16 protein-coding genes are annotated in these 16,056 nt (G+C 53.0%); 7 read left to right on the top strand and 9 right to left on the bottom strand.

The genetic code is table 11. The features are described from left to right. Window positions 1–37 precede the first annotated feature (37 nt). The 8 genes from TK45_RS05395 to cyaY form a co-directional block, all read right to left on the bottom strand. A complete protein-coding gene (locus TK45_RS05395) occupies window positions 38–1,288 on the bottom strand; it encodes a glutamate-5-semialdehyde dehydrogenase (RefSeq protein ID WP_131257615.1) in 1,251 nt (416 codons plus the stop codon). A gap of 137 nt (window positions 1,289–1,425) precedes the next feature. Then, on the bottom strand, window positions 1,426–2,589 hold the full coding sequence (locus TK45_RS05390) for a heme biosynthesis HemY N-terminal domain-containing protein (protein ID WP_165490710.1): 1,164 nt from the start codon (window positions 2,587–2,589) through the stop codon (window positions 1,426–1,428). Further along, complete coding sequence (locus tag TK45_RS05385; RefSeq protein ID WP_131257613.1) at window positions 2,582–4,432, bottom strand: uroporphyrinogen-III synthase; 1,851 nt, start codon at window positions 4,430–4,432, stop codon at window positions 2,582–2,584. The genes TK45_RS05390 and TK45_RS05385 overlap by 8 nt, the downstream gene beginning before the upstream one ends. Continuing rightward, a complete protein-coding gene (hemC, locus tag TK45_RS05380) occupies window positions 4,432–5,358 on the bottom strand; it encodes a hydroxymethylbilane synthase (protein ID WP_131257612.1) in 927 nt (308 codons plus the stop codon). The genes TK45_RS05385 and hemC overlap by 1 nt, the downstream gene beginning before the upstream one ends. A 124-nt stretch (window positions 5,359–5,482) precedes the next feature. Then, entirely contained in the window at window positions 5,483–6,817 is a 1,335-nt protein-coding gene (locus TK45_RS05375) for a magnesium transporter (protein ID WP_131257611.1), read from the bottom strand. An 87-nt stretch (window positions 6,818–6,904) separates the two neighbouring features. Further along, window positions 6,905–7,294, bottom strand: coding sequence for a DUF2914 domain-containing protein (locus TK45_RS05370; RefSeq protein WP_131257610.1), 390 nt, complete (start codon window positions 7,292–7,294; stop codon window positions 6,905–6,907). A 15-nt stretch (window positions 7,295–7,309) separates the two neighbouring features. Further along, entirely contained in the window at window positions 7,310–7,978 is a 669-nt protein-coding gene (locus TK45_RS05365; protein WP_131257609.1) for an alpha/beta hydrolase, read from the bottom strand. Further along, window positions 7,971–8,306: an iron donor protein CyaY gene (gene cyaY / locus TK45_RS05360; protein WP_371414260.1), complete on the bottom strand. Its 336-nt coding sequence runs from the start codon at window positions 8,304–8,306 to the stop codon at window positions 7,971–7,973. Before cyaY ends, TK45_RS05365 begins: the two co-directional genes overlap by 8 nt. Window positions 8,307–8,441: 135 nt before the next feature. Between cyaY and gmk the strand changes: the two genes are divergently transcribed. From gmk to TK45_RS05325, 7 genes are all read left to right on the top strand, one after another. Next, the gene (gene gmk, locus TK45_RS05355; protein ID WP_131257608.1) at window positions 8,442–9,080 is read left to right on the top strand and encodes a guanylate kinase; all 639 of its coding nucleotides are present in this window, start codon (window positions 8,442–8,444) and stop codon (window positions 9,078–9,080) included. An 87-nt stretch (window positions 9,081–9,167) separates the two neighbouring features. Next, a complete protein-coding gene (rpoZ, locus tag TK45_RS05350) occupies window positions 9,168–9,443 on the top strand; it encodes a DNA-directed RNA polymerase subunit omega (protein WP_131257607.1) in 276 nt (91 codons plus the stop codon). Between the two features lie 104 nt (window positions 9,444–9,547). Beyond that, complete coding sequence (gene spoT / locus TK45_RS05345) at window positions 9,548–11,656, top strand: bifunctional GTP diphosphokinase/guanosine-3',5'-bis pyrophosphate 3'-pyrophosphohydrolase (RefSeq protein ID WP_131257606.1); 2,109 nt, start codon at window positions 9,548–9,550, stop codon at window positions 11,654–11,656. Window positions 11,657–11,687: 31 nt separating this feature from the next. Next, on the top strand, window positions 11,688–12,074 hold the full coding sequence (locus TK45_RS05340) for a RidA family protein (protein WP_131257605.1): 387 nt from the start codon (window positions 11,688–11,690) through the stop codon (window positions 12,072–12,074). Window positions 12,075–12,076: 2 nt separating this feature from the next. Next, window positions 12,077–12,769, top strand: a complete 693-nt coding sequence (gene trmH / locus TK45_RS05335) for a tRNA (guanosine(18)-2'-O)-methyltransferase TrmH (protein ID WP_131257604.1) — start codon at window positions 12,077–12,079, stop codon at window positions 12,767–12,769. Window positions 12,770–12,814: 45 nt separating this feature from the next. Next, a complete protein-coding gene (gene recG, locus TK45_RS05330) occupies window positions 12,815–14,890 on the top strand; it encodes an ATP-dependent DNA helicase RecG (RefSeq protein WP_131257603.1) in 2,076 nt (691 codons plus the stop codon). Then, window positions 14,883–15,626, top strand: a complete 744-nt coding sequence (locus TK45_RS05325) for a class I SAM-dependent methyltransferase (protein WP_131257602.1) — start codon at window positions 14,883–14,885, stop codon at window positions 15,624–15,626. The genes recG and TK45_RS05325 overlap by 8 nt, the downstream gene beginning before the upstream one ends. Here the strand turns inward: TK45_RS05325 and TK45_RS05320 are convergent. Further along, window positions 15,616–16,056, bottom strand: a complete 441-nt coding sequence (locus TK45_RS05320) for a nuclear transport factor 2 family protein (protein WP_131257601.1) — start codon at window positions 16,054–16,056, stop codon at window positions 15,616–15,618. The two genes, TK45_RS05325 and TK45_RS05320, sit on opposite strands and share 11 nt — an antisense overlap.

Genomic DNA, 16,056 nt, shown 5'->3' with positions numbered 1-16,056 from the left:
ACCGAATGGTGGGCTTTGTGTTCAGGATAGTGTGATATCAGCCACGCACGTGACCATCACCCAACACAATAAACTTCTCGGTTGTAAGCGATTCTACACCCATCGGGCCATAGGCATGCAGCTTGCTGGTTGAAATACCGATTTCCGCGCCCAGTCCCAGCTCGCCCCCATCGGAAAAGCGTGATGAAGCATTGGCCATCACCACCGCCGAGTTAATCCGGCGAATAAAATCCTGGGTGCGGGAATAATCCTGACTGGCAATCACTTCGGTATGCCCGGAACTGTATTGCTCGATATGCACGACACCGGCCTCATAGTCATCCACAACCCTGACCGCGATTTCCAGCGCCAGATATTCCGCATCCCAATCCGCATCGGTTGCCGGCTCTGCCTGTGCAAAGTAACCCAGGCTCTGCTCACAGGCGTGAACCCGTACGCCTTTTGCCGCAAATAACTTGGCAGCCATGGGCAGAAACTGTTCGGCTACCGCCTTATCGACCAGCAGCGTTTCCAGCGCGTTACACACTCCGGTTCGCTGAGTCTTGCCGTTTTCCAGTAAGGCCAGGGCTTTGCTGAGGTCAGCATGGGCGTCCACCAGCAGATGACATACACCTTTAAAATGCTGAATGACCGGGATGCGACTATTTTGCGTAACGTAACGGATCAGACCTTCACCGCCGCGTGGAATGATCAAATCCACGTCCTCACTGAGCGTCATCAATTCCTGCATAATGGCGCGGTCCGGATCCGGAATGACCACCACCGCATGTTGATTCACACCATGTTCGGTCAATGCAGTGCGAATACAATCGGCCAGCGCCAGATTGGAATGTAAGGCCTCTTTACCGCCGCGCAGAATCACGGCGTTGCCGGCTTTAAAGCATAAGGCGGCGGCATCGATGGTGACATTCGGTCGCGATTCGTAAATCATCGCAATCACACCTAATGGAATGCGCATTTTGCCCACTTCAATGCCACTGGACTGGCGGGTGATATGGCTGATTCGGCCCACCGGATCCTGCTGCGAGGCAATTGCCCGCACGGCATTGGCCAGATTAGTAATGCCCTGCTGATCCAGTTTTAGACGGTCAATCATGGCGTCAGACAGCCCGTTATCACGTGCTGCATTAAGATCCTGTAGGTTTGCGCTTTGCAACGCGCCGCTACGCTGTTCGAGTAAGTCGGCGATGCGATTCAGAATCGCGTTTTTTTGATGAGTGCTCAGGTTTGCCACCTGACGTGAAGCGTGTCTTGCGTGTTTTGCCATCTCGCGGATGGAAAAAGTCATAATTCTCCCTTGGGCCCGGCCCGTTACGTGCGAAGTTGCGAAGCCTATTTAACCTAATGATTTTCAGACAAAAATCAAATGCCTGATGGACTTAGATATAACCGGGTGTAAAGAATCGGCGTTTACACCCGCTGCATTTACTCACCACTGAGGGTCTGTTTATAAATCTCCAGCGCCTGCATTGGTTGTTGAGTCGCTTCTTTAATCTGCGCCAGCAGCAACATATCGGTTTTATCCTGCTGCAGGTTTAAGCGACGGGTGATCACCCGTTCTGCCAGGCGGTACTCACCGGCATTGTAGGCCAAATGGCCTAATGCAGACAAAACCGCGATGTTAGCGTCATCCTGTTTTAGCCAGTTTTCCAGTTTCTTCAGGGCGGCGGTCGGCTGCTTTGCGCGAATATCTTTGAATAATGCCAGCAATCCCGGCTCTGGCGCATCCAGAAAACTCACCAGTGCTTCCACGGCATCGTTGTGCATGTCCTGACTGATCAACTGACGCACATACGCGGCTTGCTGAGCCGGATCTTTGCGCGCCGAACGCGGCAGCGTCTGCCAGCGGGCTTTCAATTCGTTGGCACCTTCTTTACTGGCTATCTCAGCGAATGTTCCCAACGCCGCGGCGCGCATCCAGTGGTCATAACGCTCCATGCCCAAATGCTTTTTCCATCCTTTGAGCTTGTCTTTCAGTTCATGCCAACGATTAAGGCCTGCCAGCGCCTCTGCCCAGTGTGCGACCACGGATGGATGATCTTTGTGTTTATCATGCAGCCCTTCCAGTAAACGCAATGCCTCGGCATGATTTTCCTGTTTGAGCGCTAATCTGACCAAATTCAATGTCGCCGCCAACTCGGTGGCCGGTTGGCGCGCCGCTTTCTGCCATAACTCGCGGGCTTTATCGGTTTGATTCAGGCGCAGCGCCGCCTGGGCGGCAGCCAGCAAATCCACGCCAGAGAACGCATCCGCTTTGGCGGCTTTCTCCAGTTGTTTCTGTGCCTCCTGGAAATTCTGTTCATCCAGCGCCACCAGGCCTTTGGTAAAGGCGACTTGCTGGCGACGACTCTGCCAGCTACCGAAGAGATCGAACGAGCCCTTACTAAGTCGAAACGCCTTGGATAACAGCCACTTGGTGCCTTCCCACAGCAGCCATAACAGTAATAACGCTACGGCCAGGCCAGGCATGGTTGTCTCGACCGTCCAGTTACCTAATGAAATCAGCACATAGCCGAGCTTATCGTAGATAAACGGCCCGGCAATGATGCCAACGACCAGCAGGCCGAGCAGCAGGAATAATTTAATCATTCGCCACCTCGCCATTTACCCGTTGTGCGAGCAGACGTTGCAGGGGTTCCGCCACGGATAACTTTTCAGGGTAGAAACGACTAATGTCGGTGCCCTGCAATTGCTCCAGAGCGGCGGCGAATTGCTGGGTAAGTGCCAACTGACCGTCGAAGTTTTCACGCAGCAGGGCCATCGCCTGACTCAGTGCCTGTGCGTATAACTCAGGCTGTTCACGAAGCGCGGCGAACTGCGCTTCTAACAAATGTAAACGAAGTTGTTGTTTGACCAACCACTGTTGCTGGGCAGACATCAGCGGTTTGACCATTTCGCTGCGATGCCGCACTTTGAAAAAGATGTCCACGGTGCGAGTCCAGAAGGCTTTGAGATTCTGTTGCCAGTCGGCCACATCCCCACTGGGTTTGATTGCCTCTGGTTCATCCATAGCTTCCGGCAATTCCACCATGGCCAGCTCCAGCCCATCCACCTGACGCGCCAATGCACCGGCTTGTAACGCCATTTCCATGATCGGCGCATCCTGAATCATCGCCAGTGTTTGTAAGTCATCGGCCAGCAACGAGCGCAGCGGGATCAGGCTGGGGTCGTTGAGTTCTGCCAAGCGTAAATCTGCATCCTTCAGCATTTGCCGGGCACTGGCAAGATCATGCTCCAGCCACAATTTGCGGCCGGCCATACGCACCAGATAATCGGCTTCGGCAAGGATCCAATCACTGGGCTGACGACCGCTCATTTCCAGCAACTTACGCTGAGTACTGTCATTCAGCGCCATCATCTGCTGCATACGTTGTTCGGCGGCTTCGGCCTGCTGTGCAACCTGACGCTCGATGCCTGCGGTCAGGGTCTGTAACTCCTGACGTTGCTGTTCTACTTGTGCCCACAGAGCCTGTTGCTGAGTCTCATTCTGCTGCGCCTGCCATTGCTGCCAGTTCAGATAAAACCAGACGGCCGCAGCAATTACGCCCGCCAGTAACAACAAATTAAGCAGTGCCAGCACTCCGGGCCACTTGGCCGATTTTACCGGCGCAGCAGGCTGCTCACGGTCGGCAAAACTGAGATTTTGCTCCAGTTCGGTCAATGCGTTTTGTTGTTCTGCATCTTTTGCTTGTTGTTCGGCCATGGCCTGCTGCTCCGCAATCTTAAGCGCACCCGCGATAAGCGCCTGATCCGAGGCGCCGTCGCACAATGCGATTTGAGTTATTCCTTTCGAGTGTAAATAGTCAGCCTGTCGTTGACCAGCCACACACCAGTGTCGTGCCTGTAGCCAATCCTCTGACAGCGCTTCACAAAATAGCGCTAATTGTTCATTGCTGGTCGCAATAATGGCGTCCGGCGGTGTTGCTATTAATGCTTTAATATCAGCACTGATGTCCAAATCTACCCGTTTATACAGGTTAAAACTCTCTGGCTGGGCGCCCCGTTCGGTTAAGGTGGCAGCCAGTAAATCACGGCCACCATGGCCTTTAATCAGCCAAAGGCGTTTATCCTTTACATCAATCAGTTCAGCCAGCTCTAACAGACCCTCGCTGTCATGACGTTTTGGCACAGTGACGGACAGGCCCGCATCCCGCAAGACTGTGGCAGATGCCTCCCCTACGGCGTAAAAACGCCCGTCGCGGGGTAATTGCTCAGCCAATGCTGTAATCAGATTCTGTGCCGCATAGGTGCTGGTCACTACCCACCCATCTGGTGGATTTTTTGCCAGTTCGGCCTGTAAACGAGCAGCCTCGCTGACATCGTTTTCTACCTGCTGTACCGCCAACCCGGTTACCGCTAACCCAGCCTGCTGCAACGCGGCAACGCTGGCGGTGAGTTTCGGCTGGGGGCGTAACAACAGAAAATGCGTCATCAGGCGTAGGCCTCATCCAGCAGGGCTTTGGCGCCTTGTGCAAACAATTGTTGCGCAGCTTGCAGACCCAATGTTGAAGCGTCGGCAACATTGCCGCTTATTTCACATTGCACCAGTTTGCCTGAACTCACCCCACCGACCAGACCACGCACAGTCAGGATATCACCATCCAGCATGGCATGACTGCCAATCGGCACCTGACAGCCCCCTTGCAGCGCACCATTTAACGCGCGCTCAGCCACAACACGGGACGCGGTTGGCTGATGATGCAATGGCGCGAGTAATGCCAGCAAATCCTGATCGTCACTGCGACATTCAATGCCCACTGCACCTTGTCCCACAGCAGGTAAGGATTGTTCGACCGGCAAATAGGTGCGGATACGCTGCGCCATATCTAAACGAATCAGCCCTGCGGCAGCCAGAATAATCGCGTCGTAGTCACCCGCATCCAGCTTAGCCAGGCGGGTATTGACGTTACCGCGCAGATCACGAATCTGCACGTCCGGACGAACCTGACGGATCTGTACCTGACGACGCAGGCTTGACGTCCCCACAATCGCACCTTGTGGCAGATCATTCAGATCCGCATAGTTATTTGAAACAAACGCGTCGCGCGGATCCTCGCGCTCACAAATGCAATGAATATCGAACCCCTCTGGCATTTCGACGGGTACGTCTTTCATACTGTGAACCGCTATATCCGCCCGACCTTCCTGCATGGCGATTTCCAGCTCTTTGATAAACAGGCCCTTACCACCCACTTTGGCCAACGGCGCATCCAGAATCCGATCACCTTTGGTGGTCATAGGCAATAACTCAACCTGTAACCCTGGGTGGGCCTGCTCCAGAGCAGCTTTCACAAATTCGGCCTGCCACAAGGCCAGAGCACTTTGGCGGGTAGCGATACGGATGACCCGTTGATTCATAGTCGGTTAACTCACAACAAATGCATTTAATGCCTTGATAGTACCAGATATTTCGCTTGTGGCGGTTTGTGCTGAAACAAAAAAAGCCGCGGCAGCGGCTTTTCATCTCCGGTCAGCATCGGGCTCAAAGCAGCAGCATGGTACCCAAGCCTAAGAACGCCACAAAGCCGACAATGTCGGTCACTGTGGTCAGAATGACGGAGCCGGATAATGCCGGGTCGATATCAAATTTTTCTAACAACACCGGGATCAACACGCCAGATAACGCCGCGCAGATAATATTGGCCAGAATTGCCAGACCAATCACTAACCCTAAGCGCGGATCACCAAACCAGAAGCTTGCCACCGCACCTATCACAACGGCCCAAATCACCCCATTTACCGCGCCAACCCCCACCTCTTTGCGGGTTAGTGCCTGTAAATTGGCTTTGCTAACCTGACCTAGCGCGAGACCACGAATAATCAGCGTCAGGGTTTGGCTGCCGGCAATGCCGCCCATACTGGCCACTACTGGCATCAATACTGCCAGCGCCACCACCTGCTGCAGGGTGGCTTCGAACAAACCGATAAAAGCAGAAGCCAAAAACGCGGTTAGCAGGTTAATACCCAACCAAATCGCCCTTTTTCGGGCACTTTTCGCCACAGGAGAGAATAAGTCCTCTTCTTCATCCATACCGGCCGAGGCCATTAACTGACCTTCGTAATATTCATTAACCAGTTCACTGGCAGCAGTGATATCCAAACGCCCCAACAACTTTTGCTGTTCGTCGACAACCGGCAGGGCGGAAAAACCCGACTTTTGCAGCAACATGGCGGCATCGACGCAATCTTCTTTGGCCTGCAGCACACTGAACGCATCTTCGGAAATATCTACCAAGGGCGTGTGGTCAGGAGTACGCAGTACCTCGGTAATCCGCACCGCTTCGGCAAACTGACCGGCGCGGTTGACCAAAAACAATGTATCGGTATGGGGGGCAATCTCGCGGCGCAGCAGACGCATTGCATCACGGACTTTGGCATTTTGCGGCAACACCAGCATGTCATGATTAATCCAGCGCCCGGTTTCATCATCATCGAACTGGGCGGCATCGGCAAAGTACTCACTTTGCTTCTCGTCCATCAACGACAAAGCCAAATCGATAATCCGGCTCGGCAGGTTGTAAGACAGCTCTAACAGGTCTTCCGCATCGATATCCGCCAGTAACGTCAGCCACTGCTCACGGCTCATATCCGCGATCAGGGTTTCCCGCGCATCCACGCGCATCTCGACCAAGACTTCCAGGCGGCGACTTTGGGGTATTTGTTCCCAGGTGTGCTGACGTTCATCAACCGGCAATGATTCGAGCAACAACGCGATATCGGCGGCATCCTGCGAGGCCAGCACCGAAGCGAGCACGTTGTCGTCGGTATCCTGCGCGTGCACCACTTCTTCAATCAGATCGGTGATTTGTTCAGACATGAAACTAACCCTGTATACAACACCTTATTGGACAAGGTGCGATAGGAGAGGGTGATAATCGGGTATCACCCCATAACAAAACTATTTTTATTCTGCGTTAACGACGCTAAACGGGAAGCTATGCACCACTTCACCGTCGACCACCACGTCAATCCGCCAGTCACCATTCCAGGCACTGACCATACGTTTACTGGAATAGGTACGCCAGTTATCGCTGCCAACACTGAGGTTCACTTCAGCCATAACCTGATCACCATACAGCCAGCGGTGCATCACCTGTTTACCAGCATAGTCGGTCACGCGGGTGAAGAAATAGACTTTGCTGATCCCCTGCGCTGGCACCCGATATTGAGCCTGCAGATCATCCACCGGCTGACGATTCACAATACCTGTGGTCAGCACACTTTCCGCCACATCGGCCAGGGCCGCCGAACTCATTAGCACGCTGGCCAGCAGCATAGTGATTAACTTTTTCATCGAAATTCGCTCCCGTTATCCGGTTAGTCGCGCCTGTAACCAGGCAGAAATTTGCTCAATTTCGTCGGCGCACACATTGTGCTCCATCATGTAGTCCTGCCACTGCACATTGAATCCAGCCTGTTGCAGCGCATTATAGGCCTGACGACCATAGGTCATAGGCACAATATCATCCATTCGGCCATGGCACATCAGTATCGGTGTCTGACGATTTAGTTCACTGGCTTCACTGGCCAACTTGTCTGGCTCACTCATATATGTGGATAACGCCAGAATCCCTGCCAGTTTGTGTGTTATCCGTGTACCCAGATGCAATGCAATGACGCCGCCCTGAGAGAAACCGGCCAGGACAATTTTATCTGGCGCAACGCCCAGTTCGAGCTCTCGTTCAATCAAACGTTCAATCAAATTCGCCGACTCAGCCACACCTGTGGGGTCGGCCCGTTTATCCAGTTCCAGCGAACGAATATCGTACCAGGCATGCATCTGGTAGCCATTATTAATGGTAATCGCCCGTACCGGTGCGTGAGGAAACACAAACCGAATGCCGGCATCGGCGGGCAATTTCAGTTCCGGCACAATCGGGGCAAAGCCATGTCCGGAATCGCCCAAACCGTGCAGCCAAATCACGCAGGCTTTGACCTCACCGACCGGATTAACCTGGACAAACTCCAAATCAGTCATGACTGATATCCAGTTCCACAGCCATACCTGCCTGTTTACTGATCGCCTCGTTCATAAATGACCAGAATTCCGCATCAGTACGTTCATCAATCCACACGCCGTCATCGGTGTAATTGAAATGATGGCCATTAAACTTAGTTGCTACCCAAATTTGCAGCAATGGTGGCTGTTTATTGAGAATAATCTTAGTGCCGTTGACAAAGATCAGGGTCAGAATACCGCCGGCACTCTCGTAATCGATGTCGGCATCACAGTTGTCCAACGCTTCTTCGATTTTTAAAAAGGCTTCATCAACCAGTTGGTCATAGCGCGCTTCAGTCAGTGTCATGGGAAGATTTACCAGCAAATACTTAGATTAACCGTATGGTCTGGAAAATCGCGCCATTGATCAAGTAGTGTCTGAGGGCTGAACAGAATAAATAGCTGTGCTAACATACCGGAAAGTGAGCCACACGAAAAAATCATGAGTCCGGTAGCAGGAAATCTGTTTATTCTCGCCGCCCCGTCCGGAGGCGGAAAGTCCAGTCTAATCAAAGCATTGCTTGAAAAACATGCCGACCAGAATATGCAAGTCTCGGTATCCCTGACCACGCGCGCACCGCGCCCGGGCGAGGAAAATGGCAAACATTATCATTTCGTCGATGTTGCGCGTTTTAAACAGGAAATTGCCGATGGCACCCTGTTTGAGTGGGCAGAAGTATTTGGTAATTACTACGGCACCTCACGTACGGTGATCGAACAAACCCTGCAACAAGGTATCGATGTATTTCTGGATATTGACTGGCAGGGTGCCCGTCAGGTGAAGCAGCAGATCCCGGATGCCAGTGCGATTTTCATTTTACCGCCGTCGGAAGATGAACTCCGCAAACGCCTGACTGGTCGCGGCCAGGACAGCCAGGAAGTGATCGAACAGCGCATGGCTGAAGCGCGGGCGGAAATTTCCCATTATGCCGAATTTGATTACCTGGTGGTCAATGACGAATTTGACCATGCGTTGGCGGATTTAGAGCGCATCGTCCTGACCCAACGTTTACGCTTAGGCCCACAACGGGCTCGTCATCATGAGTTACTCGCCAGTTTATTGCCGGATGACCGCCGTTAAGGCGCATTTGTTGCTGGCATTGGGCCTGATTACTAAGTAAACTATGCAACCTTTTATTTTAACCCGACTAGCTCACGGAGAATTTTAATGGCTCGCGTAACTGTAGAAGACGCTCTCAACAAAATGGGTAACCGCTTCGACCTGGTTCTGGTTGCCGCGCGTCGTGCCCGCCAACTTGCCATCGAAGGCAAAGATCCAAAGGTTGAGGCAGATAACGACAAGCCAACCGTTATTGCCCTGCGGGAAATCGAAGAAGGCAAAGTGACTGCCGAGTCTGTTGAACAGGAAGATATGCGAGATCAACAGCAACAAGTCATGACTGACTTCAATGCCGTTGCCAGCATCCTGTCTGAGCAAGACTAATCATCTTTCGATGAATCCACTGTTGCCGGCGTGATAGCGTTGGCAACAGCCTCCTTTCCCCGTATCCTTAACACACGTTAGTTCACACGGATTTTCGCTCCAGCGTGTATTTGTTCGAAGGGTTAAAACAAAAAGTCAGCGCTTACTTGCCGGTCGAGCAGGTAGAGTTAGTCGAACGCGCCTTTAAGGTGGGCAAAGATGCTCACGAAGGTCAGTTGCGTTCCAGCGGTGACCCTTATATTACGCACCCTGTCGCCGTGGCCGGCATTCTGGCTGATATGCGCCTCGATCACGAAACCCTGTGTGCAGCGATTTTGCACGATGTCATCGAAGACACCGAATTGGACAAAGCCGATCTGGCCGATTTGTTTGGTGACACCATTGCCGGCTTAGTGGAAGGCGTGTCAAAGCTGGATAAAATTAAATTTCGCAGTCAAAAAGAAGCGCAGGTCGAAAACTTCCGCAAAATGGTTATGGCCATGGTGCAGGATATTCGTGTGATCCTGATTAAGCTGGCCGACCGCACCCACAACATGCGCACACTCGGCGCGCTGCGCCCGGATAAACGCCGCCGAATTGCCGCCGAGACGCTGGAAATCTACGCCCCACTGGCGCACCGCCTCGGTATTCACGATATGAAGAACGAGCTGGAAGATCTGGGATTTCAGGCGATGTATCCGTTTCGTCACCGCGCACTGGCGGGCGCCGTGCGACAGGCACGCGGAAACCGTAAAGAAATCATCGACAACATTTTCCATGAAATTGAAAGCCGACTGCGTGAACACCAGTTGGGCGCACGCGTGGTCGGCCGCGAGAAGCACCTGTATTCCATTTACCGCAAAATGAAAAACAAAGAACTGATGTTCAATGAGGTAATGGATATTTATGCGTTTCGCCTGATCGTGCCAAGCGTCGATGCCTGCTACCGTGCATTGGGCGTGATGCATGGCCTGTACAAGCCCATTGAGGGTCGCTTCAAAGATTATATCGCCATTCCCCGTACCAACGGTTACCAGTCGCTGCACACTTCGCTGGTGGGCCCTCATGGTATTCCGGTGGAGATCCAGATTCGTACCGAAGAAATGGATCATATGGCGGACAAAGGGGTTGCTGCGCATTGGTTATACAAAGAGCCCGGCGAGTCCAAAGGCACTACCGCACAGGTACGCGCCAACAAATGGATGCATTCCCTGCTGGAATTGCAGCAAAGCGCCAGTTCTTCATTTGAATTTATCGAGAACGTGAAAACCGACCTGTTCCCGGATGAAATCTACGTGTTTACCCCGGATGGTCGCATTATTGAGTTACCGACAGGCTCCACAGCAGTCGATTTTGCTTACGCAGTGCATTCCGATATTGGCAATACCTGCGTTGGGGTGCGCGTCAATCGTCGCACCTGGTCACTGAGCCGGCCACTGGAAACCGGCCAGACTGTCGAGATCATCACCTCGCCACGCGCCAAGCCCAATGCTAACTGGCTCAACTTCGTCATCAGCGCCAAGGCTCGTTCATATATTCGTCAATATCTTAAGCGTCAGCGCACCGAAGAGGCCATCAGTTTGGGTAACCGCTTGCTGCGCCATGCGCTGGGTACCACCAAGCTGGATGATATCCCACCAAGCGAGATTGAACGACTGGTCAAAGAAACCAACCACGAGAATTTCGACGCGTTGCTGGCGGATATCGGGCTGGGTAATGAACTGTCGGCCATCATTGCGCGGCGCTTAACCGGTATTGATGATTTACCCACTAAAGGGCAGGTGGCCATTCGCGGTACTGAGGGCCTGCTGGTCACGTTTGCGCGCTGCTGCCACCCGGTTCCTGACGATGAAATCATCGCATTGCTGAGTCCGGGTAAAGGCATGGTAATCCACCAGCACGGCTGTAAAAACATCGCGCGGATAGCCAAAGAAGAGCCTAACCGCGTGTTGCCGATGCAATGGGATGACGATCCAAAAGGTGAATTCAAAGCGGCGTTACGGGTGGAGCTGATCAACCATCAGGGTACGCTGGCCACCCTGACCAATGCGGTCACCAGTGCCGGGTCAAATATCATTACACTGCAAACGGAAGAAAAGGAGAGCAATATCTACTACGTGGATATGGAGCTCACCATTACCGACCGTCTGCACCTGGCCAACATTATGCGTAAGATCCGCGTCATGCCGGAAGTGCAGCGCGTATCCCGCCACAGTCAATATCGCGCCGGTTAATCCGGCGCCCCTATTTGAGTTCGAGGTTAAGATGAGCAAATCCATTATTCATACCGATCAGGCTCCAGCAGCCATCGGCACTTATAGCCAGGCCGTTAAAGCTGGCAATACTGTGTATCTGTCAGGCCAGATTCCGTTGAAACCGGACACCATGGAAATGGTTAGCGACGACTTCAGCGAGCAAACCGTACAGGTTTTTGAAAACCTTAAAGCAGTGTGTGAAGCCAGCGGCGGCACCCTGAATGATATGGTTAAGGTAAATATCTTTATGACTGACCTTAGCCATTTCGCCAAAGTAAATGAAATCATGAGTGGTTACTTCCGCGAGCCTTATCCAGCCCGCGCAGCGATTGGTGTGGCACAGTTACCCCGCGGTGCACAAATCGAAATAGACGGCATTCTGCGCCTGCCAGAATAAGCATGACGCCGGAACGCAATCAGCGCATCCGCGCGGCGTTAGCTCACCGCCAGGTCGACCTGGCGGTGTGTCTCGACAGGGTACATAAAACCCATAATCTGTCCGCGATTATTCGCACTGCCGAAGCCGTCGGTGTGCATCATGTGCATGCCGTATGGATGGATCAGCAATCCGGGCTGCGCAAAGGCACCAGCATGGGCACACATAATTGGATGCAGATCCATGACCATCCACACATCGAAGATGCCATCGATACTTTGCGGGCAGAAGGCAAGCAAGTGCTGATTAGCCATATGTCGGACAAGGCAGTAGATTTTCGTGAGGTAGATTATACCCGGCCAACCGCCATCATTATGAGTCAGGAGCGCCTTGGTGCATGTGAAGAGGCCATTGCCGCCGCCGATCAGCAAATTGTGGTGCCCATGGCCGGTATGGTGGAGTCACTGAATGTCTCGGTGGCGACCGCGATTGTACTGTATGAAGCACAACGACAGCGTCAGTTAGCCGGCATGTACCAGCAGGATAATTTTCCCGAGCAGGAAAAGCAGCGCCTGCTGTTTTTAGGTGGCTACCCAAGACTCTACCAGCAGTGCATTTCGAAAGGGCTGGCATTTCCACCTATCGATGATGACGGCCAGATTGCCGCCGATCCCGACTGGTGGCATGCGATGCAATACTCCAAAACTTCCGGTTAATTGGGGTATCATCTTGATATTCCTACTGATTAGCAGACCGCTTTGATGAAATCCGTCACCCAGACTCCCGTTACCGCGCTGAAAGGCGTGGGTGCCAAAGTGGCGGAAAAACTACAAAAGCTCGGTCTGCACAGTGTTCAGGACGTACTTTTCCATTTGCCGCTGCGCTACGAAGACCGCACCCGCATTTACCCGGTCTGTGACCTGTTGCCCGGCCTGCACGCCAGTGTCGAAGGGGAAATCAAAGATGTCAGCATTGCCTATGGCAAAGCGCGCATGCTGGTGGTGCGTATCCATGACGGAAGCGGCGGACTGACCCTGCGGTTTTTCCATTTTACTGCCGCTCAGCGCAATGCCATGGTGCCGGGTAAGCATCTGCGTGGTTTTGGTGAAATCCGTACCGGTAAACACGGGTTAGAAATGACCCACCCTGAATACAAAATCATTGAAGACAGCAGCCAGACAGAGTTACAGGAAACCCTGACACCTGTGTATCCCACCACCGAAGGTCTGAAACAGATTAGCCTGCGCAATATCACCGAACAGGCACTGGCCTTTCTTGAGCAACATGGCTTAACCGAATTATTGCCGGATGGTTTGTATGCGGGTCAGATCAGCCTGCCGGACGCGTTAAAACTGGTGCACCGACCGCCACCCGACGTGGCACTGACCCTGCTGGAAAGCGGCCAGCACCCGGCGCAAAAGCGTCTGATTCTGGAAGAGTTACTCGCCCACCACCTGAGCGTATTGAAAGTACGTCAGCAATCCGATGCCCACCGCGCTCAACCTGTTGCCACCGACGCTGAACTCATCAGTCGATTTTTACGCACCTTACCGTTTCAACCCACCGGCGCCCAGCAGCGCGTGGTGGAAGAGATTCAGTTTGATATGCAGCAGGGCAAACCCATGATGCGTCTGGTGCAGGGTGATGTAGGCTCTGGCAAAACACTGGTGGCGGTACTGGCCGCACTATCGGCGCTGGGCAAAGGCTGGCAGGTTGCGCTCATGGCCCCCACCGAATTGCTGGCCGAGCAGCATGCTAATAACTTTCGTCAATGGCTAACCCCACTGGGCATTGAAGTGGGATGGCTGGCCGGAAAACTGAAAGGTAATGCCCGCCGGGAAATGCTCGAGCGCCTCGCCAGTGGCGAGGTAAAAATGCTGGTGGGTACCCATGCGATATTTCAGGAGCAGGTGGTATTTTCCCATCTGTCACTGGTGATTATCGATGAACAACACCGATTTGGCGTGCATCAGCGCTTAGCCCTGCGGGAAAAGGGCTTACATCAGGGGCATTATCCCCATCAGCTGATAATGACCGCCACCCCCATTCCACGTACATTGGCGATGACCGCCTATGCGGACTTAGATACCTCCATCATCGATGAACTGCCTCCCGGCCGCACCCCGGTGAAGACCGTAGTAGTGCCTGACTCACGCCGTGGCGAAATCATGCAACGTGTCGATGAGGTGGTTAAACAGGAACAGCGTCAGGTCTACTGGGTGTGTACCCTGATTGAAGAGTCAGACGTACTGCAGTGTCAGGCCGCAGAAGACACAGCAACGGCGCTTAAAACCGCCTTGCCGGATATTCGTGTGGGACTGGTGCATGGTCGTCTTAAGCCTGCTGAAAAACAGCAAATCATGCTGGATTTTAAAGAAGCCAGGCTGGATCTGCTGGTGGCAACCACGGTTATCGAAGTGGGCGTAGATGTACCCAATGCCAGTTTAATGATTATCGAAAATCCCGAACGCCTGGGACTGGCGCAATTGCACCAATTACGCGGCCGGGTAGGGCGCGGCAGTGTCGAAAGCCATTGTGTGCTGTTATATTCTTCGCCCTTATCAAAAACGGCCAGTAAACGTTTGGCTGTACTACGCGAGAGTAATGATGGCTTTTACATCGCTCAGTGCGATCTGGAAATTCGTGGCCCGGGTGAATTACTCGGTACCAAACAAACGGGTCTGGCAGATATGAAAATTGCCGATGTGGTGCGCGATCAGGCACTGATCCCCCAGGTTCAGAATATCGCCAATACCCTGTGGCAACGATATCCATCCCATGCGCAGGCCATTATTAACCGCTGGTTGCCGCACCGCGAGGATTACGGCCATGCCTGATTTTAGCTTACTTTGTCAGGATCCGAATCGGCAGGAGACTGCTCGCCAACTGGCTGCCAAATACGGCTTTGTTTATGGCCAACAAGCGCAACACGGCTTAATACTTAGCCTCGAGACAGAGGGTCTGCAGCTCAAGAATCTGGATGAACCGAAGACTGGTGGCGTGATGGTGGATTTTATCAGCGCCGCCATGAGCTGGCGTCGTGAGCACGGTGGCGGACTCAAGGAGGCCGTCGCCAAGGCAGTGGGAGTAAAAGGCAATTATCATCTCACGGTATTCGATGCCACCGCAGGGCTTGGCCGCGACGCGTTTATTCTGGCCAATCTGGGCTGTTCGGTAACAATGACAGAGCGCAGCCCAATCGTGGCGGCGCTGCTTGAGGATGGCTTACAGCGCGGCATAGCAGATCCGGCCGTGCAGCGTATGCGTTTGTTGAATGTGCCTGCACTGCAAGCGATGCAAAACTGGCAAGACGAACAACCGGATGTGGTTTATCTCGACCCTATGTTTCCACACCGCAAGAAATCTGCGGCGGTCAAAAAAGATATGCGCTTGTTTCAGTTGCTGTTGGGGCCGGATCTGGATGCCGATGGGTTATTGGCACCGGCGCGTCAGCTGGCCAAAAAACGCGTGGTGGTCAAGCGACCCGCCAACGCGCCCTATTTGGCAGAATGTAAGCCTTCGATTGAAATGAAAGGCAAAGCCAATCGTTTCGATATCTATCTCAATCCTTAGTTGGCAATGCCTTTTTGGTTGCCTGCCAGTTAACCGCTTGCCAGCGCTCATCACGCCAGACAAACACGCCACTGTTTAAGTAATAACTTTTCTGATTGGCGTTGGCGCTATCGGTTGCCACCAGAGTAAAGTCCAGCAACGCAATGTTATCCAATAGGCGTATATGCACATCATCCGCGCTATACAGCACAGCCGGATTGTCGACCTTGCCTTCACCATTTACGCCCTGCATCAGAACATCTTTACCGAAGCGGGTACCTGAAGAACTGGTATACACCAAGTCACTTGCCCAGAACTGGTTGTGAATCTGAGCATCGTTCACACTGGCTCCAGTCAGGAATGCATGCAACTGATTTTCAAGGTCTTCTTTACTGCCCTGGGCTAAGACTGTGAATGACAATACACTCAATAAGGCTATCCATTTTTTCAT

Source organism: Bowmanella sp. JS7-9 (assembly GCF_004329715.1).
Taxonomy (GTDB): Bacteria; Pseudomonadota; Gammaproteobacteria; order Enterobacterales; family Alteromonadaceae; genus Pseudobowmanella; species Pseudobowmanella zhangzhouensis.
This window is presented reverse-complemented; position numbering and strand designations above follow the sequence as displayed.

What these genes read in the sequence shown, in the direction of transcription:
- TK45_RS05385 (WP_131257613.1), bottom strand. Translation starts at nt 4,432, where the DNA reads ATGACGCATTTTCTGTTGTTACGCCCCCAGCCGAAACTCACCGCCAGC.
- hemC (WP_131257612.1), bottom strand. Translation starts at nt 5,358, where the DNA reads ATGAATCAACGGGTCATCCGTATCGCTACCCGCCAAAGTGCTCTGGCC.
- TK45_RS05340 (WP_131257605.1), top strand. Translation starts at nt 11,688, where the DNA reads ATGAGCAAATCCATTATTCATACCGATCAGGCTCCAGCAGCCATCGGC.
- recG (WP_131257603.1), top strand. Translation starts at nt 12,815, where the DNA reads ATGAAATCCGTCACCCAGACTCCCGTTACCGCGCTGAAAGGCGTGGGT.
- cyaY (WP_371414260.1), bottom strand. Translation starts at nt 8,306, where the DNA reads ATGACACTGACTGAAGCGCGCTATGACCAACTGGTTGATGAAGCCTTT.
- TK45_RS05365 (WP_131257609.1), bottom strand. Translation starts at nt 7,978, where the DNA reads ATGACTGATTTGGAGTTTGTCCAGGTTAATCCGGTCGGTGAGGTCAAA.
- TK45_RS05390 (WP_165490710.1), bottom strand. Translation starts at nt 2,589, where the DNA reads ATGATTAAATTATTCCTGCTGCTCGGCCTGCTGGTCGTTGGCATCATT.
- gmk (WP_131257608.1), top strand. Translation starts at nt 8,442, where the DNA reads ATGAGTCCGGTAGCAGGAAATCTGTTTATTCTCGCCGCCCCGTCCGGA.
- TK45_RS05395 (WP_131257615.1), bottom strand. Translation starts at nt 1,288, where the DNA reads ATGACTTTTTCCATCCGCGAGATGGCAAAACACGCAAGACACGCTTCA.
- rpoZ (WP_131257607.1), top strand. Translation starts at nt 9,168, where the DNA reads ATGGCTCGCGTAACTGTAGAAGACGCTCTCAACAAAATGGGTAACCGC.
- TK45_RS05375 (WP_131257611.1), bottom strand. Translation starts at nt 6,817, where the DNA reads ATGTCTGAACAAATCACCGATCTGATTGAAGAAGTGGTGCACGCGCAG.
- TK45_RS05325 (WP_131257602.1), top strand. Translation starts at nt 14,883, where the DNA reads ATGCCTGATTTTAGCTTACTTTGTCAGGATCCGAATCGGCAGGAGACT.
- TK45_RS05320 (WP_131257601.1), bottom strand. Translation starts at nt 16,056, where the DNA reads ATGAAAAAATGGATAGCCTTATTGAGTGTATTGTCATTCACAGTCTTA.
- trmH (WP_131257604.1), top strand. Translation starts at nt 12,077, where the DNA reads ATGACGCCGGAACGCAATCAGCGCATCCGCGCGGCGTTAGCTCACCGC.
- TK45_RS05370 (WP_131257610.1), bottom strand. Translation starts at nt 7,294, where the DNA reads ATGAAAAAGTTAATCACTATGCTGCTGGCCAGCGTGCTAATGAGTTCG.